The sequence below is a fragment of the Streptomyces sp. CB03234 genome (genome assembly GCF_001905885.1).
Classification (GTDB): Bacteria; Actinomycetota; Actinomycetes; order Streptomycetales; family Streptomycetaceae; genus Streptomyces.
In genome coordinates this window covers 573,607-595,354 of record NZ_LIYH01000004.1, presented here as the reverse complement: position 1 = coordinate 595,354, position 21,748 = coordinate 573,607, and the positions used below count along the sequence as shown (strand labels likewise).

Annotated in this window: 23 protein-coding genes and 1 riboswitch; of the genes, 18 read left to right on the top strand and 5 right to left on the bottom strand. The window is 72.8% G+C overall.

Features of this window, described 5'->3' with window-relative positions; genetic code table 11:
- The first annotated feature begins 22 nt into the window (after positions 1–22).
- The 11 genes from AMK26_RS19740 to AMK26_RS19685 all read left to right on the top strand — a co-directional run bounded on the left by AMK26_RS19740 (position 23) and on the right by AMK26_RS19685 (position 8,355).
- Positions 23–319 (top strand): DUF5133 domain-containing protein, encoded by a 297-nt coding sequence (locus AMK26_RS19740; RefSeq protein ID WP_338015584.1) that lies wholly within the window; start codon positions 23–25, stop codon positions 317–319.
- Between the two features lie 28 nt (positions 320–347).
- On the top strand, positions 348–1,340 hold the full coding sequence (dhaK, locus tag AMK26_RS19735; RefSeq protein WP_073755999.1) for a dihydroxyacetone kinase subunit DhaK: 993 nt from the start codon (positions 348–350) through the stop codon (positions 1,338–1,340).
- Between the two features lie 8 nt (positions 1,341–1,348).
- Positions 1,349–1,963, top strand: a complete 615-nt coding sequence (gene dhaL, locus AMK26_RS19730; protein WP_073755998.1) for a dihydroxyacetone kinase subunit DhaL — start codon at positions 1,349–1,351, stop codon at positions 1,961–1,963.
- Positions 1,960–2,364, top strand: coding sequence for a dihydroxyacetone kinase phosphoryl donor subunit DhaM (gene dhaM / locus AMK26_RS19725; RefSeq protein WP_073755997.1), 405 nt, complete (start codon positions 1,960–1,962; stop codon positions 2,362–2,364). Before dhaL ends, dhaM begins: the two co-directional genes overlap by 4 nt.
- An 886-nt stretch (positions 2,365–3,250) precedes the next feature.
- On the top strand, positions 3,251–3,901 hold the full coding sequence (locus tag AMK26_RS19715; RefSeq protein ID WP_338015583.1) for a DUF2637 domain-containing protein: 651 nt from the start codon (positions 3,251–3,253) through the stop codon (positions 3,899–3,901).
- A 73-nt stretch (positions 3,902–3,974) separates the two neighbouring features.
- A complete protein-coding gene (locus tag AMK26_RS19710; RefSeq protein WP_073755995.1) occupies positions 3,975–4,163 on the top strand; it encodes a DUF1918 domain-containing protein in 189 nt (62 codons plus the stop codon).
- A gap of 212 nt (positions 4,164–4,375) precedes the next feature.
- A riboswitch (cobalamin riboswitch) is annotated at positions 4,376–4,592 on the top strand.
- A 29-nt stretch (positions 4,593–4,621) separates the two neighbouring features.
- On the top strand, positions 4,622–5,305 hold the full coding sequence (locus AMK26_RS19705; protein ID WP_073755994.1) for an energy-coupling factor ABC transporter permease: 684 nt from the start codon (positions 4,622–4,624) through the stop codon (positions 5,303–5,305).
- Positions 5,302–5,682: an energy-coupling factor ABC transporter substrate-binding protein gene (locus AMK26_RS19700; RefSeq protein ID WP_073755993.1), complete on the top strand. Its 381-nt coding sequence runs from the start codon at positions 5,302–5,304 to the stop codon at positions 5,680–5,682. Before AMK26_RS19705 ends, AMK26_RS19700 begins: the two co-directional genes overlap by 4 nt.
- 6 nt (positions 5,683–5,688) lie before the next feature.
- The gene (cbiQ, locus tag AMK26_RS19695; RefSeq protein ID WP_073755992.1) at positions 5,689–6,438 is read left to right on the top strand and encodes a cobalt ECF transporter T component CbiQ; all 750 of its coding nucleotides are present in this window, start codon (positions 5,689–5,691) and stop codon (positions 6,436–6,438) included.
- Positions 6,435–7,280, top strand: a complete 846-nt coding sequence (locus tag AMK26_RS19690; RefSeq protein ID WP_073755991.1) for an energy-coupling factor ABC transporter ATP-binding protein — start codon at positions 6,435–6,437, stop codon at positions 7,278–7,280. Before cbiQ ends, AMK26_RS19690 begins: the two co-directional genes overlap by 4 nt.
- A 67-nt stretch (positions 7,281–7,347) precedes the next feature.
- Positions 7,348–8,355, top strand: coding sequence for a hypothetical protein (locus tag AMK26_RS19685; protein ID WP_073755990.1), 1,008 nt, complete (start codon positions 7,348–7,350; stop codon positions 8,353–8,355).
- 2 nt (positions 8,356–8,357) lie between these two features.
- Here the strand turns inward: AMK26_RS19685 and AMK26_RS19680 are convergent, their stop codons facing one another.
- Positions 8,358–9,506 (bottom strand): hypothetical protein, encoded by a 1,149-nt coding sequence (locus AMK26_RS19680; RefSeq protein ID WP_143608564.1) that lies wholly within the window; start codon positions 9,504–9,506, stop codon positions 8,358–8,360.
- 131 nt (positions 9,507–9,637) lie between these two features.
- On the opposite strand from AMK26_RS19680, the gene AMK26_RS19675 reads away from it, so the two are divergent.
- Genes AMK26_RS19675 through AMK26_RS19660 form a run of 4 tightly spaced genes read left to right on the top strand, consistent with a single transcriptional unit; the run spans position 9,638 to position 13,657 of the window.
- A complete protein-coding gene (locus AMK26_RS19675) occupies positions 9,638–11,671 on the top strand; it encodes an NADPH-dependent 2,4-dienoyl-CoA reductase (protein WP_073755988.1) in 2,034 nt (677 codons plus the stop codon).
- Positions 11,672–11,697: 26 nt separating this feature from the next.
- Positions 11,698–12,240 carry a PadR family transcriptional regulator gene (locus tag AMK26_RS19670; protein ID WP_073755987.1) on the top strand — a complete coding sequence of 181 codons (543 nt, stop codon included), beginning with the start codon at positions 11,698–11,700 and terminating at the stop codon, positions 12,238–12,240.
- Between the two features lie 59 nt (positions 12,241–12,299).
- Positions 12,300–12,470 (top strand): 50S ribosomal protein L32, encoded by a 171-nt coding sequence (gene rpmF / locus AMK26_RS19665; RefSeq protein ID WP_073755986.1) that lies wholly within the window; start codon positions 12,300–12,302, stop codon positions 12,468–12,470.
- Between the two features lie 5 nt (positions 12,471–12,475).
- Complete coding sequence (locus AMK26_RS19660) at positions 12,476–13,657, top strand: GTP-binding protein (RefSeq protein ID WP_073755985.1); 1,182 nt, start codon at positions 12,476–12,478, stop codon at positions 13,655–13,657.
- Positions 13,658–13,693: 36 nt separating this feature from the next.
- Here the strand turns inward: AMK26_RS19660 and AMK26_RS19655 are convergent, their stop codons facing one another.
- Positions 13,694–14,026 (bottom strand): hypothetical protein, encoded by a 333-nt coding sequence (locus AMK26_RS19655; RefSeq protein WP_073755984.1) that lies wholly within the window; start codon positions 14,024–14,026, stop codon positions 13,694–13,696.
- A gap of 23 nt (positions 14,027–14,049) precedes the next feature.
- Entirely contained in the window at positions 14,050–16,176 is a 2,127-nt protein-coding gene (locus AMK26_RS19650) for a heavy metal translocating P-type ATPase (protein WP_073755983.1), read from the bottom strand.
- Between the two features lie 104 nt (positions 16,177–16,280).
- Between AMK26_RS19650 and AMK26_RS19645 the strand changes: the two genes are divergently transcribed.
- Together AMK26_RS19645 and AMK26_RS19640 are read left to right on the top strand one after the other, a co-directional pair.
- Positions 16,281–16,658 (top strand): ArsR/SmtB family transcription factor, encoded by a 378-nt coding sequence (locus AMK26_RS19645; protein ID WP_073755982.1) that lies wholly within the window; start codon positions 16,281–16,283, stop codon positions 16,656–16,658.
- A 23-nt stretch (positions 16,659–16,681) separates the two neighbouring features.
- Positions 16,682–18,085 (top strand): NAD(P)/FAD-dependent oxidoreductase, encoded by a 1,404-nt coding sequence (locus tag AMK26_RS19640; RefSeq protein ID WP_073755981.1) that lies wholly within the window; start codon positions 16,682–16,684, stop codon positions 18,083–18,085.
- A 6-nt stretch (positions 18,086–18,091) separates the two neighbouring features.
- Here AMK26_RS19640 and AMK26_RS19635 read toward each other — a convergent pair whose 3' ends face one another.
- On the bottom strand, positions 18,092–19,282 hold the full coding sequence (locus AMK26_RS19635; protein ID WP_073755980.1) for a zinc-dependent alcohol dehydrogenase: 1,191 nt from the start codon (positions 19,280–19,282) through the stop codon (positions 18,092–18,094).
- A gap of 193 nt (positions 19,283–19,475) precedes the next feature.
- Between AMK26_RS19635 and AMK26_RS19630 the strand changes: the two genes are divergently transcribed.
- A complete protein-coding gene (locus AMK26_RS19630; protein ID WP_073755979.1) occupies positions 19,476–20,213 on the top strand; it encodes a GntR family transcriptional regulator in 738 nt (245 codons plus the stop codon).
- 8 nt (positions 20,214–20,221) lie between these two features.
- On the opposite strand, the gene AMK26_RS19625 is transcribed toward AMK26_RS19630, so the two are convergent.
- A complete protein-coding gene (locus AMK26_RS19625) occupies positions 20,222–21,748 on the bottom strand; it encodes an amino acid permease (protein WP_073755978.1) in 1,527 nt (508 codons plus the stop codon).

Sequence of the window (21,748 nt, the reverse complement as noted above, 5' to 3'; positions counted from 1 at the left end):
CTCACTGTGCGGAGTCGGGAGCATGAAGTTCATGGGCGTGGGAAATACGTACGGCACCCCGGTGTGTCGTTGGAGGGCTGCGATCGTGCTGAATCCGGACCCGCGCTACGTGAGAACGCTGCTCGCCCGATACGCGAGTGCCCGCATCGCACTGGCGGAGAAAAGCGAGCCGGCGTGGCAACGAGAGCTGGACGACGTCACCTACACGCTGTGTGTGGTGACCGGGAGCCGCTCGATCGCCGACGCGCTCGCGGCTGCCGACGCGCTCCTGGCGAAGCCCGCGGCATCAGGCACCACACAAACGTCCCTGGCGGCTTGAAACGCCACGGCACAACTGGGAGATATCGTTGAGAATGCTCATCAACGTGCCCGAGAGCGTCGTCGCCGACGCCCTGCGCGGCATCGCGGCCGCGCATCCCGAGCTCACCGTGGACGTGGAGAACCGGGTCGTCGTACGGCGGGACGCGCCCGTCGCCGGGCAGGTGGCGCTGGTGTCGGGGGGCGGGTCCGGGCACGAGCCGTTGCACGCCGGGTTCGTCGGGCCCGGGATGCTGGCGGCGGCCTGTCCGGGCGAGGTGTTCACGTCGCCGGTTCCGCAGCAGATGGTGCGCGCGGCGGCCGCCGTGGACAGCGGGCGCGGGGTGCTGTTCGTCGTCAAGAACTACACCGGCGACGTGCTGAACTTCGAGATGGCGGCCGAGCTCGCCGAGGACGAGGGCGTGCAGGTCGCCAAGGTCCTCGTCGACGACGACGTGGCCGTGTCCGACAGTACGTACACGGCCGGGCGGCGCGGAACCGGGGCGACGCTGTTCGTGGAGAAGATCGCGGGCGCGGCCGCCGAGGAGGGCGCGCCGCTGGAGCGGGTGGAGGCGATCGCCCGGCGGGTGAACGCGAGTGCGCGGAGCTTCGGCGTGGCGCTGAGCGCCTGCACCACGCCCGCGAAGGGCAGCCCGACGTTCGACCTGCCACCCGGCGAGCTGGAGTTGGGCATCGGTATCCACGGCGAGCCCGGCCGGGAGCGGCGGCCGATGATGACCTCGCGGGAGATCGCCGACTTCGCGGTGGACGCCGTGCTGGAGGACCTGAAGCCCAGCGGGCCGGTGCTGGTCCTGGTGAACGGCATGGGCGCGACGCCCCTGCTGGAGCTGTACGGCTTCAATGCCGAGGTCCAGCGCGTGCTGGGCGAGCGGGGCGTCGCCGTGGCCCGTACGCTCGTCGGCAACTATGTGACCTCGCTCGACATGGCCGGCTGCTCGGTGACCCTGTGCCAGGCCGACGAGGAACTGCTGCGACTGTGGGACGCGCCGGTGCGGACCGCCGCCCTGCGGTGGGGAATGTGAGGCCGGCGATGCTCGACGCGGAGTTCTTCCGGCGCTGGATGACCGGCGCGGCCGCCGCCGTGGACCGGGAGGCCGACCGGCTCACCGAGCTCGACTCCGCCATCGGTGACGCCGACCACGGCGCCAATCTGCAACGCGGCTTCGCCGCCGTGGTCAAGGCCCTGGAGGGCGAGCCGGCCGGGACGCCGGGGGCCGTCCTCACGCTGGCGGGGCGACAGCTGATCTCGACCGTCGGCGGGGCGTCGGGCCCGTTGTACGGGACGCTGCTGCGGCGCACCGGCAAGGCACTGGGCGACGCCGCCGAGGTGGCGCCCGTGCAACTGGCCGAGGCGCTGCGCGCGGGCGTGGCCGCGGTGGCGCAGCTCGGCGGGGCGAAGGCCGGGGACAAGACGATGCTGGACGCGCTGGAGCCGGCCGTCGAGGCGCTGGCCGAATCGCTCGGCGAGTCCTTCGCGGCGGCCGCGGAGGCGGCGGACCAGGGCGCCCTCGCGACCGTACCCATGCAGGCCCGCAAGGGCAGGGCGAGCTATCTCGGTGAGCGCAGCATCGGACACCAGGACCCGGGCGCCACGTCCTCGGCCCTGCTGATCGCCGCCCTCGCGGGGGCGGAGGGGGCCCGGTGAGCGCCCCGGTGGGCATCGTGCTCGTCTCGCACAGCGCGGCGGTCGCGTCCTCGGTGGCCGAGCTGGCCCGCGGCCTCGCGGGCGGCAGGGCGACGGCGACGGTGGCGGCGGCGGGCGGCACGCCGGACGGCGGGCTCGGCACCAGCGCGGAGCTGATCACCCAGGCGGTGACGACGGTCGACGGCGGGGCGGGGGTGGCCGTCCTGGTGGACCTCGGCAGCGCCGTCCTGACGGTGAAGGCCCTGCTCGCGGAGGGCGACGAACTCCCCGAGGGGACCCGGCTGGTCGACGCGCCGTTCGTGGAGGGCGCGGTGGCGGCGGTGGTCACCGCGTCGGCGGGCGGTGACCTGGACGCGGTGGTGACGGCCGCGTCCGAGGCGTACGGCTACCGCAAGGAGTGAGGCGAGGCGCTGCCGAGGAGGGACGGCGGCCCCGTGGCCTCTCGCGCGCGCACGGGCCCGCACTCCCCTCCGCGCGACCGGCAAGCCGCGCCTGGCGACAGCGAAGGCAGCCGGCCCTCAGCACGGCCCGCCCGGTCCCGGCCGCCAGGGTCTCCGCCGCGTTCGCCGCTGCAGAAGAAGCGGCCTTTCCGGCGCGGAATATGACTTGCCGGAAGGTAATTCATCATTCCAATGGGGCTCCGGCGGGCTCATCGGTCGGCCACGAGCGACAAAAGGGCGAGTTACTGGCGTGTCCGAGACACGCCACAGTCCGATAAAAGACCCGTCGAAGCACCCATATGCCCCAATGACGTCACCCGAGTGACGCGCATCCGGATCATGATCGAAGGCGTTAGGGGGACTATGACCACCGCACCAACACCTGTCTCGTCTCCTCGCGGCTACCTCGGAGGAGGTTGGGACAACCGGCCTCGGGCCACTCGGGCAGGTAAATGGACATTGACCCAGAGGCTCGGCGCATATCCCGTCGGCAAGAGCGCGACTTTGCACAATGACACTCAGTGCATCGAATTGCATTACTCCTCCTCGATCCTGGAGGACTTCTTGATGGCGATGAGCCGCATTCAGGCGGAGTTCGACCGCCGGTCGCAGGCTCTTGAGCCGGTCGTCCTCCGCGGCGGCGAATTCCCGGGACAGCGCTGTCATGTATGAGACGCACAGTCGCCGTGACCAGCCCCCATCTCGCTCACCGTCGGATTTCCCGGCCGCTCCGCCTCCCGAGAGCCCGCCCTATTGGCAAGCCGGCCGCCGGCCGCTTCCTCCCCTCGGTCCGCTGGACCCCCTCTGGGACCCGGCGGAGGAACTCGCCTGTCTCCTCCAGGAGTCCGTGCCGCCCGAGCACCTCGACGCGTTCGCGTCCGCGGTACCGGTGCGAGAGACCGCCCATGACGCGTGCGAAGCCGACCAGTCGCTGGCCGGCCTGGAACAGATCACCGCCCAGCTGTCACCGGTGCGGCCCCCCACCCCGAGCCACCGCCGTGTCTCCCCGAGGAAAGGCGCACTGACTCCGCTCCAGACAGGGAGCTTCTTCACCGCGGCGCTCGCCGCTGTCATCGTCTCCATGGTCAGCGTCTACGGCGGCATGGTCACCTACGACCCGTTGCGCCACGTCGCCGAACCGCGCACTCCCCGCCATGTGGTGGGCTGGTGGCCTCTGCTCGTCTACGGCCCCTGGATGGTCGCGTCCCTCTCCATTCTGAGAGCGGCCCTCCACAGGCGTCGCGCGGCCCATTCCTGGTGCGTCGTACTGCTGTTCTCGACCATCGCCGTCATACTTTGCGTGGCGCAGGCCCCACGGACCATCACCGATGCGGCGGCAGCCGCCCTGCCCGCCGTCGCGGCGCTGGCCTGTTTCCAGCAACTCGTCCGCCAGATCACCCTGACGCGCCCCCCTCGCCAAGCAGCGCCCCGGCACCGCAATGTCACACCCTCACCACCCCCACCACGGCGCGACGAATCGACTCCTCCGATCCAGTGACACCGCGCATGCGGCCCCATCGGCGCGGGGATTTCCTCCCGCGACCGGAACCGAATCGACAGGAGGCACGATCATGCAGGCCAGTGTGGGTGACAGGCTGCTCGTCCACGGGCGGATCGTCGGGCAGGGCGACCGTACGGCAGAGATCGTCGAGGTACTCGGACCGGACGGCACCCCGCCTTACCGTGTGCGCTTCGAGGACGGGCACGAGACCGTCATGTCGCCCGGCCCGGACACCGTGGTGAAACCCTTCCACGGCTGAGGCTTTCGAGCCTCCGCCGTGCCCGAAGGCCCTGCCGGGACGTCCCGGCAGGGCCTTCGCGCTGTCCGGGCGGCCGAGCACCGCCGTGGCCCCGCCCGGCCCGTCCCGGACCCGGCCGGGCCGGCGCCGGCCGGGTGCGACCGGACGCCCACGCCGCCGGCCTCGCGGACGCCCGTACTGGTGCGCGGGTTGTGATGTACCTGGTCAACGCACTACTGTCGCAGGGCCTTGGTGTACGGGAAACCGGTGCGGTACCGGTGCGGCCCTCGCCACTGTGATCGGGAAGTCCGGCTCCACTCCCTGGGAAACCACCCCGGGAAAGCCACTGGAACACCGCGGGAGACCGCGGGGACCGGGAAGGCGGAGTCGCGGCGGCATACCCCTTGCCATCCCGTCAGCCAGGAGACCGGCCAAGGCGCGTTGTCCATCCACGAGGTGCTGGAGAGGGTCTCCCAACCATGCATATTGCCGAGGGGTATCTACCCCCTGCACACGCGGTCGCCTGGACCGTCGCGGCCGCTCCCTTCGTCGCCCACGGCGTACGGGCCCTGACCCGGGAGGTCAAGGCCCATCCCGAATCGACTCTCCTGCTCGGTGCGTCCGGTGCCTTCACTTTTGTCCTGTCCGCCCTGAAGATCCCGTCGGTGACGGGCAGTTGCTCGCACCCGACCGGTACGGGGCTGGGCGCGATCCTGTTCCGGCCGCCGATCATGGCGGTGCTGGGCACCATCACCCTGCTCTTCCAGGCGCTGCTGCTGGCACACGGCGGTCTGACGACCCTTGGTGCCAACGCCTTCTCGATGGCGATCGTGGGCCCATGGGCCGGGTTCGGGGTGTACTGGCTGCTGCGCCGCTTCGACGTGCCGCTGATGGTCAGCGTGTTCTTCGGGGCGTTCGTCGCCGACCTCTCCACGTACTGCGTCACCAGCGTGCAGCTCGCGCTGGCGTTCCCGGACCCGAGCAGCGGTGTCGTCGGTTCGCTGGCGAAGTTCGGCTCCATCTTCGCGGTCACCCAGATCCCGCTGGCGGTCAGCGAGGGCCTGCTCACCGTGCTGGTGATGCGGCTGCTGACGCAGTCCAGCAAGGGCGATCTGGCCCGGCTCGGCGTCCTGCCGATGAAGAAGGAGGCCGTGGCCCGATGAGCCGTAACGCCAAGATCAATACGCTGCTGCTGCTCGTCGTGGTCGCGCTCGCCGTCCTCCCGCTCGCGCTGGGGATGGGCGACCACAAGGAGGAGCCCTTCACGGGCGCGGACGGCCAGGCCGAGACGGCGATCACCGAATCGCATCCGGACTACGAGCCCTGGTTCAGCCCGCTGTACGAGCCGCCGTCCGGCGAGATCGAGTCGGCGCTGTTCTCCCTCCAGGCCGCCATCGGTGCGGGGGTGCTGGCGTACTACTTCGGGCTGCGGCGCGGGCGCCGGCAGGGCGAGGCACGGGCGCGCGCGGAGGGCGCGGACACGGGCCCATCGGGCGCGGCCGAGGTGGCCGGGGCCGGCGGCCGACAGCCGTCCGTCTAGCCGCCGATGCTGCCGATCGACGCGGCGGCGCACAGCAGTCGCTGGCGCCGCCGTCACCCGTGTGAGAAGGCCGTGCTGGGCTTCGGCCTGACGGCGCTGGCCGTGTGCCTGCCGCCCTGGCCGGGCGCCGTGCTCGTCGCCGCCGCGGCCCTCGTGGTGCTGCTCGGCCCGGCCGGCGTCCCGCCCCGGCAGCTGTGGCGGGCGTGGCGCATCCCGCTCGGCTTCTGTGTGACGGGCGCGGTGCCGCTGCTGTTCCAGGTGGGCGGGGCGGGCGGGTTCGTCACGCTCGCGCCGGACGGGCCGGTGCACGCGGGGCAGTTGCTGCTGCGTACGTCGGCGGCCTCGCTCGGCGTGCTGCTGTTCGCGTTCACCACGCCGGTGTCCGACGTGCTGCCCCGGCTGGTACGGGCCGGGGTGCCGGCGCCGGTCGTCGATGTGGCGCTGGTGATGTACCGGATCAGCTTCCTGCTGCTGGACGCGGTCCGGCGGATCCGGGAGGCGCAGGCGGCGCGGCTCGGGCTGACGAGCCGGGCGGCCACCTGGCGGTCGCTGGCGGGCCTGGGCGCGACGGCGTTCGTGCGCGCCTTCGACCGGGCGGCGCGGCTCCAGACAGGGCTGGCCGGGCGCGGTTACGACGGGACGCTGCGGGTGCTGGTACCGCAGGTGGCGGTCTCCGGGCGGTTCCTGGGCGCCAGCGCGGCGCTGCTCGCGGGTCTCGTCGCCCTGACTCTCGTACTCGAAAGGTTCCTGCCATGAATCGTGACGCCGTCGTGGAACTGGTCGGTGCGGGGTACGCCTACGAGGACGGCCCCGCCGTGCTGCGGGGCGTCGACTTCGCCGTGCCCGAGGGGCGGTCCATCGCGCTGCTCGGCCGCAACGGCAGCGGCAAGACGACGATGCTGCGGCTGCTGAGCGGCGGCCTGCGGTGCGCGAGCGGGCAGTTGCGCCTGGAGGGGCGGGACGTGTCGTACGACCGGGCGGGGCTGACCCGGCTGCGTACGACGGTGCAGCTGGTGGTGCAGGATCCGGACGACCAGCTGTTCGCGGCGTCGGTGGGCCAGGACGTGTCGTTCGGGCCGATGAACCTGGGTCTGGCGGAGGCGGAGGTACGGGAGCGGGTGCGCGAGGCCCTGGAGGCGCTGGACATCACGGCGCTGGAGGACCGGCCGACGCACCTGCTGTCGTACGGGCAGCGCAAGCGGGCCGCGATCGCGGGCGCCGTCGCGATGCGACCCCGGGTCCTCATCCTCGACGAGCCGACGGCCGGCCTCGACCCGCACGGCCAGGAACGGCTGCTGGCGGTCCTGGACCGGCTGCGCGCCTCCGGGACGACGGTCGTGATGGCCACGCACGACGTGGACCTGGCCCTGCGGTGGGCGGACGACGCGGCGGTGCTCACCCCGGACGGTCTGCGCACCGGCCCGGTCGCCGAGCTGCTGGCGGACGGCGCGCTGCTGGACGCCGCCCGCCTGCGCCGCCCATGGGGCATGGCGGTGGCGCGGGTGCTCCGGGAGCGGGGCCTGCTGGGCGCGGGGGAACCGGGCCCGCGTACGCCGGAGGAGCTGGAGGAGTGGGCGGCGGCGGTACGGGGGGCGTAGAGCGGGTGCCGACGGGCGGCGAGTAGGGTCCCACCGTACGGTTGTCGGTGCGACGGGGACGGGGACGATGCGGCGCTGGGTGAAGGTCTCGGTGGCGGCCGCGGTGTTCCTGGGCGTGGGCGGTTACGTCGCCGAGCCGTACGCGCAGGACTGGAGGCTGGCCCGCAGCGCCTGTGACGGCGCCCTGCCGCCGGACGCGGTGGAGCAGCTCACACCCGATGACGCGCATCTGCGCAAGGAGACGTCCCGACTGCACGAGGGGCTCGGCTCGTACTCCTGCCGCCTCACCGCCGATGGGGGGATCAGGGACGACGGGCGGCTGGTCGTCGGCATGGAGGCGTACACCCGGCGCGACGACCGGGACCGGGAGTTCATGACCATGTTCCCGGAGGAGGGGTTCCCCCCACAGGCCCCGCTGCCCGAAGGGTTGCCCGGGTTCATCGACCGGCACAGCACCATCAGTCTCGTCCTGCCCTGCCCCGGTCTCGGCAAGGACACCGACGGCAGGCAGCGCAAGCTCCTGGTACGGGTGTCGATGGGGCGGGACGCCAAGTCAGGGGTGCCCGGCGCCGCGTACCGGACGGCCGTGGCGCTCGCGAACGGGGCGTCCGAGAGGCTGGGCTGCGGCGCGGAGCCGCTCAAGGCGCCGGCCGGTGGCGCCGTACCGGCCGACCCCGAGGGTGACGCGGAGACCGTGCCGCTGTCGGAATCGAAGGGCACCTCGTGCGGGTGGATGGCCGGGGCGGGCCTACCGCAGGACCAGGGGCTGCGGGTCGCGGCGGGCGTGAACGACGCCGCCCCCACGGGGCGCTGCGACCTGACGGACAGGGACGGGAAACCGGAGGTGTCCTTGGTGGCCTGGTACGGCGACTGGAGCAACCGGCTCACGTCCGAGGACGGCGTCCGGCACTCCAGGACGGCCACCGCGCGCTGCGACGGCGAGGCCGCCAACTTCGCGCTCGGCGGGTCCGACGACATTCCGGGCGTCGGCGAGGCCGTACAGCGGCGGCTGCTCAAGGAGTTCGCCGAGGACCAGGTGCGCCGGCGCGGCTGTTCGGACCTGCGGTTCTTCTGACGTCAGAACGTCATCCACAGTCCCCGGACGTACCCGTCGTCCATCAGCTGACGCATGCCGGTGGCGCGTTGTGCCGGTACGCCGCGTTCCTTCGTCCACTGGTCGAGCACCGTGAACAGCTGGTGCCGTCCGTCCATCGGGTCGCCGCGCAGCGGTCCCGCGACGGGCCGGTCGGCGATGTCGCCCATGGGCGGGCGGGTGGTGAGCTGCCGGGGCGCGGCGCGGAAGGTTCCCCGGGTGTGGTCCCGTACGGTCCTGTCGAAGGCGGCGAGATCGGAAATGGTTCCGTCGGTGGCGTAGTTGGTGCGGTGCTTCATGAGGGCGCCCACACGGTCCGCCAGATTCCTCAGGTCGATGTCGGGCCAGGTCGTCGCGGCGTCCTCGTCCTCTCCCCGCGAGAGGCGGTCGGCCGGGTCGCCGCCCTGGTTGGTCAGCCGCTCCAGGTAGTACGCGAAGTAGGCGCGCTCGGCGTCGTAGAGGATGGCGAACGCTTCCGGGTCCTTGGCGAGTTCGGCGACCAGGTCCTCCACGTCTGCGTTCGCGTCCGCCGCCTTGTCGGCGTACGGGAAATCGACGTGCGCTTCACCGGGAGCGAGGAAGCGGCCGAGCCACACGTACCCTCCCTCGTCGGGCACGCTCCGGCCGGGCGGTACGGCGGGCCCGAACGACGTGGCACGGTACGCGTGACGCCCCGCGTCCACGACGTACTCGGCCACCATCCGGGCGACACCAGGTGCGAGCCCTTCGGGGAGTTCCACGCCGTCGAAGGCGGCGGCGAGCGCGTAGGCGCTGCGGGCCTGTGCCAGGGTGTGGGGCTTGCCGGGGCCGGACGAGCGGGTGGCGGCTTCGACGACACGGCCCAGGACGCGGGCGCCGTCGCCGCAGAGCCGTTCGTGGACGAGCAGCTTCCTCACGGCTCCGAGGCGGGCCAGGTCGTCGCCCGGGTCGAGGGCGCGAGTGGCGGCGGCAGGGTCGTCGGCGAGGGCGCGCGTCGAGGCGGGCACCTGCCGGCAGGGCGGCCCTTCGTCGTCGGAGCCGCCGACGGCCAGGGGTATCGCCACCCCGGCCGCCAGCACCACCACGGCGATCACCGAGGCGAGGAGCCGGTGCTCCTCCAGCCGCCGGAACCTGCTGCTTCCCCCATCACGCATCCGGGCAGCCTAGCGAAGCGCCTGTCGGCCACGTAGCGCAGGTCACGCCCGGATCCTTATGCAACTTGTTGCACAAGGTGCCGGGCGTCGTCTACAACTGGGGCGACGACATCGCGCGAGGAGGCGCCCCCATGACTGCGACCCCGGCCCCCACCCCGTACCCGCACCTGCTCAGCCCCCTGGACCTCGGGTTCACCACCCTGCCCAACCGGGTGCTCATGGGGTCCATGCACGTCGGGCTGGAGGAGGCCGAGAACGGCTTCGCGCGCATGGCCGCCTTCTACGCCGAGCGCGCCCGGGGCGGCGTCGGGCTGATCGTGACCGGCGGCATCGCGCCGAACGACGCGGGACGGCCGTACGAGGGCGGGGCGAAGCTCACCACCGAGGAGGAGGCCGCGAAGCACCGCGTCGTGACGGACGCGGTGCACGCGGCGGGCGGGCGGATCGCGATGCAGATCCTGCACTTCGGGCGGTACGCGTACCACCGCGACCTGGTCGCGCCGAGCGCGCTCCAGGCGCCGATCAGCCCCTTCGTACCGAACGAGCTGACCGACGCCGAGGTCGAGCAGACCATCGAGGACTACGCGCGCGCCGCGGAGCTGGCGAAGTCGGCCGGCTACGACGGCGTCGAGATCATGGGCTCCGAGGGCTACCTGATCAACGAGTTCATCGCCGCCGCGACCAACCGGCGTGAGGACCGCTGGGGCGGTTCGCACGAGAACCGGGTCCGCTTCCCGCTGGAGATCGTGCGCCGCACACGGGAGCGGGTGGGCGAGGACTTCATCCTGATCTACCGGCTCTCCATGCTCGACCTGGTGCCGGGCGGCTCGTCGCTGGAGGAGGTCGTCACGCTCGCCAAGGAGATCGAGGCGGCCGGCGCCACGCTGATCAACACGGGCATCGGCTGGCACGAGGCCCGTATCCCCACCATCGCCACCTCGGTGCCGCGAGGCGCGTACACCTGGGTCACCAAGCGGCTGATGGGCTCGGTGTCCATCCCGCTGATCACCAGCAACCGCATCAACACCCCCGAGGTGGCGGAGGCCCTGCTGGCCGAGGGCCGCGCGGACATGGTCTCGATGGCCCGCCCCTTCCTTGCCGACCCCGAGTTCGTCGCCAAGGCCGCGAGCGGCCGGCCGGAGACCATCAACACCTGCATCGGCTGCAACCAGGCCTGCCTCGACCACACCTTCAGCGGCAAGATCACCTCCTGCCTGGTCAACCCCCGCGCCTGCCACGAGACCGAGCTGGTCCTCTCCCCCACCCGGCTGCGCAAGCGGATCGCGGTCGTCGGCGCGGGCCCGGCCGGCCTCGCCTGCTCGGTGAGCGCGGCCGAACGCGGCCACGACGTCACGCTGTTCGATGCGGCCGACGAGATCGGCGGGCAGCTGAACATCGCCAAGCGCGTACCGGGCAAGGAGGAGTTCGACGAGACGCTGCGCTACTTCCGCACGCAGCTCCAGCTGCGCGGAGTGGACGTGAGGCTCGGTACGTACGCGACGGCCGAGTTGCTCGCCGGGTACGACGAGGTGGTGGTCGCCACCGGTGTCACCCCGCGCACGCCCGCCATCGAGGGCGTCGACCACCCGTCCGTGGTCAGCTACCTGGACGTGCTGCGGCACGGCGCGCCGGTGGGTGGGCGGGTCGCGATCATCGGGGCGGGCGGCATCGGCTTCGACGTGGCGGAGTTCCTGACGGACGGCGGGGAGGGCGCGAGCCAGGACGCCGAGACGTACTTCCGGCAGTGGGGCGTCGACACCTCGTACGGCGAGCGCGGCGGGCTGCGCGCGCCCGAGCGGCCGAAGCCGCCGCGCACGGTGCACCTGCTCCAGCGCAAGACGTCCAAGGTCGGCGCGGGCCTCGGCAAGACGACCGGCTGGATCCACCGCACGGAGCTCAAGCACCGGGGCGTGACCATGGTCGCGGGCGCCACGTACGAGCGGATCGACGACGAGGGCCTGCACATCACCGTGGACGGTGAGGCCCAGACCGTACCGGTCGACACGGTGGTGCTGTGCACGGGCCAGGAGCCGCGGCGCGAGCTGTACGAGGAGCTGACGGCGGCCGGGGTGTCGGTGCACCTGATCGGCGGCGCGGACGTGGCGGCGGAGCTGGATGCCAAGCGCGCGATCGACCAGGGGACCCGGCTGGCGGCGACCCTGTGACGATCTCCCGTCCCTAGGATGCGGTCATGTCACTCCCGCACGCGATCCTCACCGCTCTGCTCGAAAAGCCCTCCTCGGGCCTGGAGCTGACCCGCCGCTTCGACCGGTCGATCGGCTACTTCTGGTCGGCCACGCATCAGCAGATCTATCGCGAGCTGGGAAAACTGGAGCGGGCGGGGCACATCCGGGCCCTGCCCGCCGAGGTTCCGTCCCGAGGGCAGAAGAAGGAGTACGAGGTGCTGCCCGCGGGCCGCGCGGAGCTGACGGAGTGGGTGCGGCGCAGCGAGGACCCCAAGCCGATCCGGGACGCGCTGCTGCTGCGGCTGAGGGCTGCGGCTGTGGTGGGCACGGAGGGCTTCGCGGACGAGCTGCGCCGCCATCTGAGCCTGCACCGGGCGCAGTTGGAGGAGTACCTGGGGATGGAGGAGCGGCAGTTCCCGCCGGAGCGCGACTCCGAGGCGGACCGGCTGCGCCATCTGGTGCTGCGCGGGGGGATCGAGCTGGAGCGGTTCTGGACGGCGTGGCTGACGGAGGCGCTGGCGGAGCTGGACCCCGACCGCGATTGTTAACGGTAATCATTTTCAGGTAGCGTGACCGCCACCGTACCGACGATGGAGGTCCCGCAGTCATGGCCGTACCCAAGCGGAAGATGTCCCGCTCCAACACCCGCCACCGCCGCGCCCAGTGGAAGGCGTCCACGCCCCAGCTGGTGCCCGTCACGGTCGACGGCGCCGTCTACCAGGTGCCGCAGCGCCTGGTGAAGGCGTACGAGCGCGGCCTGATCCACCCGGAGGGCTGAGCGCGATGACGACGGCCACGGCGACCGGCTCCGATGCCCGCCTTCCGGTCACGGTGCTCTCCGGCTTCCTCGGTGCCGGCAAGACGACCCTGCTCAACCACGTCCTGAGCAACCGGGACGGCCTGCGGGTCGCCGTGATCGTCAACGACATGAGCGAGGTCAACATCGACGCCGCCCTGGTGCGCGGCGGCGAGGCGGCGCTCTCCCGCACCGAGGAGCGGCTGGTCGAGATGACCAACGGGTGCATCTGCTGCACCCTGCGCGACGACCTCCTGGAGGAGGTGGACCGGCTGGCCCGCGAGGGCCGCTTCGACTACCTCCTCATCGAGTCCAGCGGCATCAGCGAGCCGATGCCGGTCGCCGCGACCTTCGCCTTCCCGCGCGACGACGGCGCGACGCTCGGCGACCTGGCGAGGCTCGACACCATGGTCACGGTCGTCGACGCGGCGAACTTCCTGCCCGAGCTGGAGGGCGGCGACGGGCTCGCCGAGCGCGGGCTCGACCAGTACGAGGACGACGAGCGGACCGTCAGCGACCTGCTGATGGACCAGATCGAGTTCGCGGACGTCATCGTCGTCAACAAGCTGGACCTGGTCGGCGAGGCGGACGCGGCCCGGCTGACGGCCGCCGTCACCCGCCTCAACCCGGCCGCGCGGATCGTGACCGCCGTACGCGGCCGGGTGGACCCGAGGGACATCCTCGGCACCGGCCTGTTCGACCTGGAGCGCGCCCAGCAGGCGCCCGGCTGGGTCATGGAGCTCAACGGCGACCACGTCCCGGAGACGGAGGAGTACGGCATCTCCTCCACCGTCTTCCGGGCTCCCGACCGGGCCTTCCACCCCGAGCGGCTGTGGCGGTTCGTCACCGAGGGCCTGGACAGCGGGGAGTTCGGCCGGGTACTGCGCTCCAAGGGCTTCTTCTGGCTGGCCGGCCGCGACCGGGTGACCGGCCTGTGGTCCCAGGCCGGCGCGGTGGCCCGCTTCGAGCCGTCCGGCACCCGTGAGGACGGCGGCCAGGGCCAGGAGCTGGTCTTCATCGGAACCGGCCTGCGCGCCGACGCCCTCCACCGGGCGCTGGACGCCTGCCTGGTGGCGGAGGGCGAGAACGGCCCGTGGGACGACCCGTTCCCGGCCTGGGACGTCCACGGCACGGAGGACGTCTGCGACCACGAGGCGGTGTACGCCTGACGGGCCGTGCCCGAACCGGGCACGGCCATGCCCCGGTCACGGCACTGTGAACCAGCAGACGTCCCCGGAGTCGGGCAACCGGGAATGCGGCTGGACCTCTGCCGCGATCCGCGCCGGCATCTCGGCTCTGTCCATTCGCCACGGCACGAAAGGATCCCCGGCCGACTCCGTCGGCTCGCCCGCTCGCGCTCCCGCGTCATACAGGTCGCCGACGATCGCCAGGAGCAACGTCAGCTGGTCCCGGAACGAGGCGCCGCGTCCGAGGAGGCTGCCCACGGACCCGTTGATGACCGAGAACCCGAGCCAGTCGTCGTTGGCGTACCGCGTCAGATACCCCAGCTCGCGGCGGTATGCGTCCTGGTTCGCCATGGCTCGCCCGGCAGCCCGACGGCTCAGCACGTCGCCCTGCGCCAGGCCGACTCGCGCAGCAGGCGCAGCCCGTTGAGGCCGACCAGGACCGTGGAGCCCTCGTGGCCCGCCACGCCGAGCGGCAGCGGCAGGTGCCCGGCCAGGTCCCAGATCACCAGGGCGCCGATGCAGACCCCGGCGATCACCAGGTTCTGCACGACGAGCCCGCGGGCGCGCCGGGAGAGGGCCACGACGGCCGGGACGGTGGCCAGTTCGTCGCGTACGACGACGGCGTCGGCGGTCTCCAGGGCGAGGTCGGAGCCGGCGCGGCCCATCGCGATGCCGCTGTGCGCGGCGGCGAGCGCGGGCGCGTCGTTGACGCCGTCGCCCACGACCAGGGTGCGCAGGCCGGCGCGTTCCCAGTCCCGTACGGCGGCGACCTTGTCCTCGGGCAGCAGCCCGGCCCGTACGTCGGTGATCCCGGCGTCGGCGGCGAGGCGGTGCGCCGCGCGTTCGTTGTCGCCGGTCAGCAGGGTCGGCGCGGTGCCGGTGAGCCGGGCGAGGGCGGCGACGGCGGCCGGGGCGCCGTCCCGGAGCCGGTCGGCGATGCCGAGCACGGCGACGGGCGCGCCGTCGACGGTCACCACGACGGCGGTCCGGCCGTCGGCCTCCAGCTCCCGCACGGCGAGGGCCGGCCCTTGGCCGGGCTCCGGGCCGGGCTCCAGGCCGGGCTCCGCCGGGGCGGGCATGCCCTCCCGATCGGCCGCGCCCCGGCCGGCGACGGCCGTCCCGGCAACCGCCGCGGTGGCGGTCTCATCGGCGTCGGCCACCTGCCGCGCGGCGGCGCCCTTTGGGCCCGCGGTCCGCTGGGCGGCGGCGGCGCCGTCGGCGGGGAAAGCCGGGCGGCCCACCGTCACCTCCCGGCCGTCGACGAGGGCGCGGACGCCGACGCCCGGGACCGAGGCGAAGCCCCGGGCGGCAGGCACCGGCAGGCCCCGCTCCCGGGCGGCGGCCACCACCGCGCGGCCGAGGGGGTGTTCGCTCGGCAGCTCGGCCGCGGCGGCCAGGCCGAGGACCTCGGGCTCCGCCAGGGCGCCGGTCAGCCGTACCTCCACGACGCGTGGCGCGCCCTCGGTCAGGGTGCCGGTCTTGTCGAGCGCGACCCGGTCCACCTGGCCCAGCCGCTCCATCACCACGGCCGACTTGACCAGGACACCGTGCCGGCCGGCGTTGGCGATCGCGGAGAGCAGCGGCGGCATGGTGGCGAGGACCACCGCGCACGGTGACGCCACGATCATGAACGTCATGGCGCGCAGCAGCGTCTCGGTGAAGTCCGCGCCGAAGGCGAGGGGCAGCGCGAACAGCGCGAGGGTCGCGACGACGACACCCACGGAGTAGCGCTGTTCGATCTTCTCGATGAAGAGCTGGGTGGGCGCCTTGGTGGCGCTGGCCTCCTCCACCATGGCGACGATCCGGGCGATGACGGACTCCGAGGCGTCCTTGCCGACCCGTACGCGCAGCGCCCCGGTGCCGTTGAGGGTGCCCGCGAAGACGTCGTCGCCGGGTGCCTTGGGGACGGGCAGGGGCTCGCCGGTGATGGTGGCCTGGTCGACGTCGCTCGCGCCGTCGAGGACGGTGCCGTCGGCCGGCAGCCGCTCCCCCGGCCGTACGAGGACGGTGTCGCCGACCCGCAGGTCCGCCACGTCCACCGGCTGCTCGTCGGAGCCGTGCAGCCGGACGGCGCGCGCGGGCGCGAGGTCCAGCAGGCCGCGTACGGAGTCGGCGGTGCGCCTGGTCGCGAGGGCCTCCAGGGCGCCCGAGGTGGCGAAGATGACGATGAGCAGCCCGCCATCCAGGTACTGCCCGATCGCGGCGGCGCCGAGCGCGGCGACGACCATCAGCAGGTCGACGTCGAGGGACTTCTCGCGCAGCGCCTGGAGTCCGGCCCAGCCGGGCTCCCAGCCGCCGGCGGCGTAGCAGACGGCGTAGAGCGGGCCCCAGGCCCACGCGGGGGCTCCGGCCAGGTCGAGCGGGAGCGCGGCGAGGAAGGCCACGGCGGACAGCGCGGCCCAGCGGACCTCGGGCAGGGCGAACAGCCTGGTCCGGCGGGCCGGCGGGACGGCCTGGGCGGGCGGGGCCGCGGGCCTGGTGTCGAGCACCGGGGAAGCCATGGGCGTGCACCTCTTCTCGGGGCGGCAGGGACGGGCACCACAATAGCGGAACGCATGAAGAGGTCTTCATCTGTACGGCTGTACACGCGGTTACGATGACCTGCATGGGACATGGAGTGAACGGTGAGACGACCCCGGCGGCCCTCCTGGACGCGGAGTCCGCAGCCACCATCGCCGCCACGCTCCAGGCCCTCGCCACGCCGTCCCGGCTGATGATCCTGACCCGGCTGCGCCAGGGGCCGTGCGGGGTGACCGAGCTGGCCGAGTCGGTCGCCATGGAGCAGTCGGCGGTCTCGCACCAGCTGCGGCTGCTGCGCGCCCTGAGCCTGGTCACCGGCGTGCGGCAGGGCCGGCGCATCGAGTACAGCCTCTACGACAACCATGTCGCCCAGCTCCTCGACGAGGCCGTCTACCACATCGAGCACCTCCGGCTCGGCGCACGCGACTTCCCCCAATCCGCCGTGGATACTGGTCAGTCGTAGACCGACGAGGCGAAGGGGCCCGCATGGCCGACCAGTTGGGAACGAGTCGCGGGACACGGCACGCCGTGGTCATCGGCGGCAGCATCGCGGGACTGCTGGCGGCCCGGGTGCTCGCCGAGCACGCGGACCGGGTCACGATCGTCGAACGCGACCGCTTCCCCGACGAGCCCGAGCCCCGCGCGGGCGTGCCGCAGGGGCGGCATCTGCACGTCCTGATCGACGGGGGCCGGCTCGCGCTGGAGCAGCTGCTTCCGGGGGTCGTCGACGAGCTGCGGGAGCAGGGGTCGCCGAGGGTCGGCATGCCCGAGGACATGGTGCAGTGGCAGGGCGGCTGCTGGTACCGCCGCACTCCGGCCACCGCGTACCTCTACACCGGTTCCCGGCCCCTGGTCGAGCAGGTGCTGCGCCGCCGTGTCCTGGCCGATCCCAGGATCGGGACAGTGGAGGGTACGGAGGCCGTGGGCCTGGCCGGCGACGCCGCCCGCGTACGCGGGGTGGTGTTGCGCGAGCGCGGCGCGGGGCGGAACAAGGAGCCCCGCACCCTGGAGGCGGATCTCGTCGTGGACGCGTCGGGACGTGGTTCCCGCGCCCCGGACTGGCTGGCGGCGATCGGGGCGGAGCCACCGCGGGAGGAGGTCCTCGACACGGGCCTGGCGTACGCGACCCGGATCTACCGGCCGGGCCCGGCACAGGACGGCGCGGACTTCATCGGCCAGTACATCGTCCCCAACCCCGCTCAGACGTACGCCGGCGTGGCGCTGCCCATCGAAGGCGGGCGGTATCTGGTCACCCTCTCCGGACTGCGCGGCGAGGAACCACCGACGGACGGGGACGCGTTCGAGAAGTTCACGGAACGGCTGCCGCACCCGGTCCTGCGGGACTGGCTCGCCAAGGCCGAGCCCGCGTCGGCGGTGCACGGCTTCCGCCAGACGGCCAACGTCCGGCGCCGGTACGACCGTCCTGGGCGCCGCCCCGCCGGGTTCCTGGCCACGGGCGACGCCCTGTGCACCTTCAACCCCATCTACGGGCAGGGCATGTCGGTCGCGGCGATCAGCGCGGTGGCGTTGCGCGACGCGCTGGCCCACCCGCGGCGCACGCCGACGACACGCCGCGTCCAGCGGGCCCTGTTCCACGCCGCCGAGCAGGCGTGGAACATCTCCGCCGGCGCGGACAAGAACATGCCGGGCGCACAGGGCGACGCCGTACGGACCCGGGTGGCCGACCGGCCGGCCGCCTGGTACCTGCAGCGGGTCCAGGACCGCGCCCCGGGCGACCCGGTCGTGGGCGCCGCCTTCCGGTCGGCGCTGTCGCTGGCCGAGCCGCTGACCGCCCTGTTCGCCCCTCGGGTGCTCGGGGCGGTGCTGTTCGGTCCGGTGCGCGAGGCCCCGGCGGAGCCGCCGCTGCGACGGGAGGCGGACACCGGCTGACCCGGCTCAGGGCCGCATGACGACCTTGACCGCGCCGTCCTGCTTCTGCTGGAACATCTTGTACGCGTGCGGGGCGTCGGCGAGCGGGACGTGGTGGGTGGCGAAGCCGTCCACGCCGAGCGGGTCCTCGTCGGTGAGGAGCGGGAGGATGTCGTCGACCCAGCGGCGGACGTTGGCCTGACCCATGCGCAGCTGGATCTGCCTGTCGAACAGCGTCATCATCGGCAGCGGGTCGGCCGCGCCGCCGTAGACGCCGCTCAGCGAGACGGTGCCGCCGCGCCGCACCAGGTCGATCGCCAGGTACAGGGCGGCCAGCCGGTCGGTGCCGGCCTTCTGGTGCAGGCGGGCCGCCCACGCCTTGGGCAGCAGCCCGGCGGCCTGCTGCTGGGTGCGGGCGAGGGGGCTGCCGTGGGCCTCGGTGCCCACCGCGTCGATGACGGCGTCCGGGCCGCGCCCCGAGGTCCGGTCCTTGACGGCGTCGACGAGGCCGTCGTGGCTGTCGAAGCCGTTCAGGTCGAACACCTCGACGCCGCGCTCCCGGGCGCGCTGCAGGCGTTCGGGTACGAGGTCGACGCCGACGACCTGGGCGGCGCCCTGGTGGAGGGCGATGCGGCAGCACATGTCACCGATCGGGCCGAGCCCGAGGACGGCGACCGAGCCGCCCGGGGGGACGTCGGCGTACCGGACGGCCTGCCAGGCGGTGGGCAGGACGTCGGAGAGGTACAGGAAGCGGTCGTCCGGCGGGCCTTCGGGCACCTTGATGGGACCGAACTGGGCCTGCGGGACGCGGAGGTACTCGGCCTGGCCGCCGGGCACGGAGCCGTACAGCTTGGAGTAGCCGAAGAGCGCGGCGCCCATGCCCTCCTCCCGCACTTGCGTGGTCTCGCACTGGGTGGGCAGCCCGGAGGCGCACATCCAGCAGTGCCCGCAGGCGATCTGGAACGGCACGACGACGCGGTCGCCCGGCTTGAGCCCCGGGACCTCGGAGCCGGCCTCCTCCACGATGCCCATCGGCTCATGGCCCAGGATGTCGCCGGGCGTCATGAACGGGGTGAGGACCTCGTAGAGGTGCAGGTCCGAGCCGCACAGGCCGGTGGAGGTGACCTTGATGACCGCGTCCGTGGCCTGTTCGATCTTCGGGTCCGGCACCGTCTCCACCCGTACGTCGCGCTTTCCCTGCCATGTCACGGCCCTCATCGTGCGTGTCCCTTCACCGGCTCCTGCGGGGGTGCGGGCCGGGTACCCGGGCGCCGCGCCGGTGAATCCGTTTCAGCCAGAGTGCGGCGGAATGACGGACAGCCCCTTCCTAAAAGGTTTAGACCAATGATAGGGATTGATCACCCACACGGCACGCTCGACTACTGTGAGCGAAGGAAATTGAGGGTTGAACATGGCTGAGCCCCAGACCCCCGCGGCACTTCCGCTCTACCTCCGGGTCGCCGCCGCGCTGCGCGACGACCTCACCCAGCGGCGCATCGCCCCCGGAACCAGGCTGCCGTCCGAGCGCTCCCTCGTGCACCGCTTCCGGGTCAACCGGCACACCGTACGCAACGCGCTGCAACTGCTGCGCGACGAGCGGCTCGTGGTGACCGAGCGGCGCGGCACGTTCGCCGCGGCCGCCGCGCCCGAGGCTGCGGGCCCCGTCCTCGCGCCGAGCCTGCTGCGGTTCCCGTGCGGCACCGGCACCGGCACCCCCGAGGCGTCCGCCGTGACCCGGCTCGCCTGGGAGCCGACGCCGACCGGGCTCGCCGAGCGGCTGGGCCTGCTGCCCGGCGAGCCGTCGCTCGTCCACCACCACGAGGTTCCGGGCGCCGCCGGCACGCCCGTACAGGAGGCGCTGTCCCGGTTCTCCCGGTACGCGCTGGCCGAGGTGCCCGAACTCGCCCGGTACCGGCGGCCGGAGGCCTGGCCCGCGCGGCCCGACCTGCGGCTGCTGTACCACTGGATGCACCGCGCCGGGCTGCGGCTGACGCGCCGGGAGTCGATCGGCGTCGGCCACGGTCCGGTCGCCACCACGTGCCTCACCGTGCACCGGGTCGTGAGCGACCAGCACGGCCATGTGCTGGAGGTCACGGACATCCGGTTCGCGCCCGAATCGGCCTCGTGGACGTACGAGTTCACGAGCTGATCACGTCGTCAGACGATGCCCTCGGATATCTCCGCCCGCTCCCGGGCGTTCCCGTACGGGGCCGGCGTGCCGTAGGAGCCGCGGGCGACGTACCACCACACGCTGGCGAGGACCAGGACCACCGCGAGCGCGATCTCGGCGTAGTTCATGGAGTCGATGGTCACCGGCGACTTCTGCGGCAGGCAGAACAGCACCGTGACCACCGCCACCCAGACGACCGCCGTCCAGCCGATCGGCTTGCTCCAGCGGCCCAGGGACCAGGGGCCCGGCCGGAACCGGTCGCCCGCGCGCAGCCGCAGGTAGATCGGGATGGCGTACGCGGGGGTGATGCCGATGACGTTGATGGCGGTGACCGCGCCGTAGGCGGTGGCCGAGTACAGCGACGGGACGGCGAGCACGCCGGCGACGGCGACCGACAGCCAGACGGCGTTGACGGGGGTCTGGGTGCGGCTGCTGACCTTCCGCCAGAGCGCCGAGCCGGGCAGGGCGTTGTCCCGGCTGAAGGCGAACACCATGCGGCTGGCGGCGGCCACCTCGGCGTTGCCGCAGAACAACTGCGCCACGATCACGACCAGGAGCAGGGCGGTGGCGCCGCCGGAGCCGAGCGCGTCGAGCAGGATCTGCGCGGGCGGCACGCCGGTGGCGCTGTTCTGCGTGCCGGCATAGTCCTGGATGGCGAAGGTCAGCCCGGCCAGCAGCGCGAAACCGGCGATCCAGGAGACCCAGATGGCCCGGACGATGCCCTTGGCGGCCGAGACGGACGCGTTGGACGTCTCCTCGGAGAGGTGGGCGGAGGCGTCGTACCCGGAGAAGGTGTACTGCGCGAGCAGCAGGCCGACCGCCGCGACGTAGAACGGGTTGGCCCAGCCGGTGTCGTTGACGAACTCGGTGAAGACGAACTCGGCCGACTGGTGGTGGTCGGGGACGATCGCGAGCGCCCCGACGATCACGGCGACACCGGTCAGGTGCCACCACACGCTGATGGAGTTGAGGACGCTGACGAGGCGTACGCCGAACAGGTTGAGCACGGCGTGCAGCAGCAGGATGCACAGGAAGATGACGAAGGTGGAGCCGGGCGTGGGCTCGAAGCCGAACCGCAGGTTGAGGAACGCGCCGGTGAACAGGGCGGCGCCGTAGTCGATACCGGCGATCGCGCCGAGCAGGCCGAGCAGATTCAGCCAGCCCGTGTACCAGCCCCACCGGCGCCCGCCGAGCCGGTCGGCCATGTAGTACAGGGCGCCGGAGGTCGGGTACGCGCTGGTGACCTCGGCGAGCGCCAGGCCGACGCAGAGCACGAACAGGCCGACGCCCGCCCAGCCCCACATCATCACGGCCGGGCCGCCGGTGCCGAGGCCGAAGCCGTAGAGGGTCATGCAGCCGGACAGGATGGAGATGACGGAGAAGCTGATGGCGAAGTTGCCGAAGCTTCCCATCCGGCGGGCCAGGACCGGCTGGTAGCCGAGTTCCCTCAGCCTCTCCTCCTCGTCCGTGGGCCGGGACGACTGCTCCGGGCCGGCCCATAGGGTGCGGGACAT

Coding starts and splice junctions, on each gene's coding strand:
- AMK26_RS19740 (WP_338015584.1), top strand. CDS start 23: ATGAAGTTCATGGGCGTGGGAAATACGTACGGCACCCCGGTGTGTCGT.
- dhaL (WP_073755998.1), top strand. CDS start 1,349: ATGCTCGACGCGGAGTTCTTCCGGCGCTGGATGACCGGCGCGGCCGCC.
- AMK26_RS19710 (WP_073755995.1), top strand. CDS start 3,975: ATGCAGGCCAGTGTGGGTGACAGGCTGCTCGTCCACGGGCGGATCGTC.
- AMK26_RS19705 (WP_073755994.1), top strand. CDS start 4,622: ATGCATATTGCCGAGGGGTATCTACCCCCTGCACACGCGGTCGCCTGG.
- AMK26_RS19700 (WP_073755993.1), top strand. CDS start 5,302: ATGAGCCGTAACGCCAAGATCAATACGCTGCTGCTGCTCGTCGTGGTC.
- cbiQ (WP_073755992.1), top strand. CDS start 5,689: ATGCTGCCGATCGACGCGGCGGCGCACAGCAGTCGCTGGCGCCGCCGT.
- AMK26_RS19690 (WP_073755991.1), top strand. CDS start 6,435: ATGAATCGTGACGCCGTCGTGGAACTGGTCGGTGCGGGGTACGCCTAC.
- AMK26_RS19685 (WP_073755990.1), top strand. CDS start 7,348: ATGCGGCGCTGGGTGAAGGTCTCGGTGGCGGCCGCGGTGTTCCTGGGC.
- AMK26_RS19680 (WP_143608564.1), bottom strand. CDS start 9,506: ATGCGTGATGGGGGAAGCAGCAGGTTCCGGCGGCTGGAGGAGCACCGG.
- AMK26_RS19675 (WP_073755988.1), top strand. CDS start 9,638: ATGACTGCGACCCCGGCCCCCACCCCGTACCCGCACCTGCTCAGCCCC.
- AMK26_RS19670 (WP_073755987.1), top strand. CDS start 11,698: ATGTCACTCCCGCACGCGATCCTCACCGCTCTGCTCGAAAAGCCCTCC.
- rpmF (WP_073755986.1), top strand. CDS start 12,300: ATGGCCGTACCCAAGCGGAAGATGTCCCGCTCCAACACCCGCCACCGC.
- AMK26_RS19660 (WP_073755985.1), top strand. CDS start 12,476: ATGACGACGGCCACGGCGACCGGCTCCGATGCCCGCCTTCCGGTCACG.
- AMK26_RS19655 (WP_073755984.1), bottom strand. CDS start 14,026: ATGGCGAACCAGGACGCATACCGCCGCGAGCTGGGGTATCTGACGCGG.
- AMK26_RS19650 (WP_073755983.1), bottom strand. CDS start 16,176: ATGGCTTCCCCGGTGCTCGACACCAGGCCCGCGGCCCCGCCCGCCCAG.
- AMK26_RS19645 (WP_073755982.1), top strand. CDS start 16,281: ATGGGACATGGAGTGAACGGTGAGACGACCCCGGCGGCCCTCCTGGAC.
- AMK26_RS19640 (WP_073755981.1), top strand. CDS start 16,682: ATGGCCGACCAGTTGGGAACGAGTCGCGGGACACGGCACGCCGTGGTC.
- AMK26_RS19635 (WP_073755980.1), bottom strand. CDS start 19,282: ATGAGGGCCGTGACATGGCAGGGAAAGCGCGACGTACGGGTGGAGACG.
- AMK26_RS19630 (WP_073755979.1), top strand. CDS start 19,476: ATGGCTGAGCCCCAGACCCCCGCGGCACTTCCGCTCTACCTCCGGGTC.
- AMK26_RS19625 (WP_073755978.1), bottom strand. CDS start 21,748: ATGTCCCGCACCCTATGGGCCGGCCCGGAGCAGTCGTCCCGGCCCACG.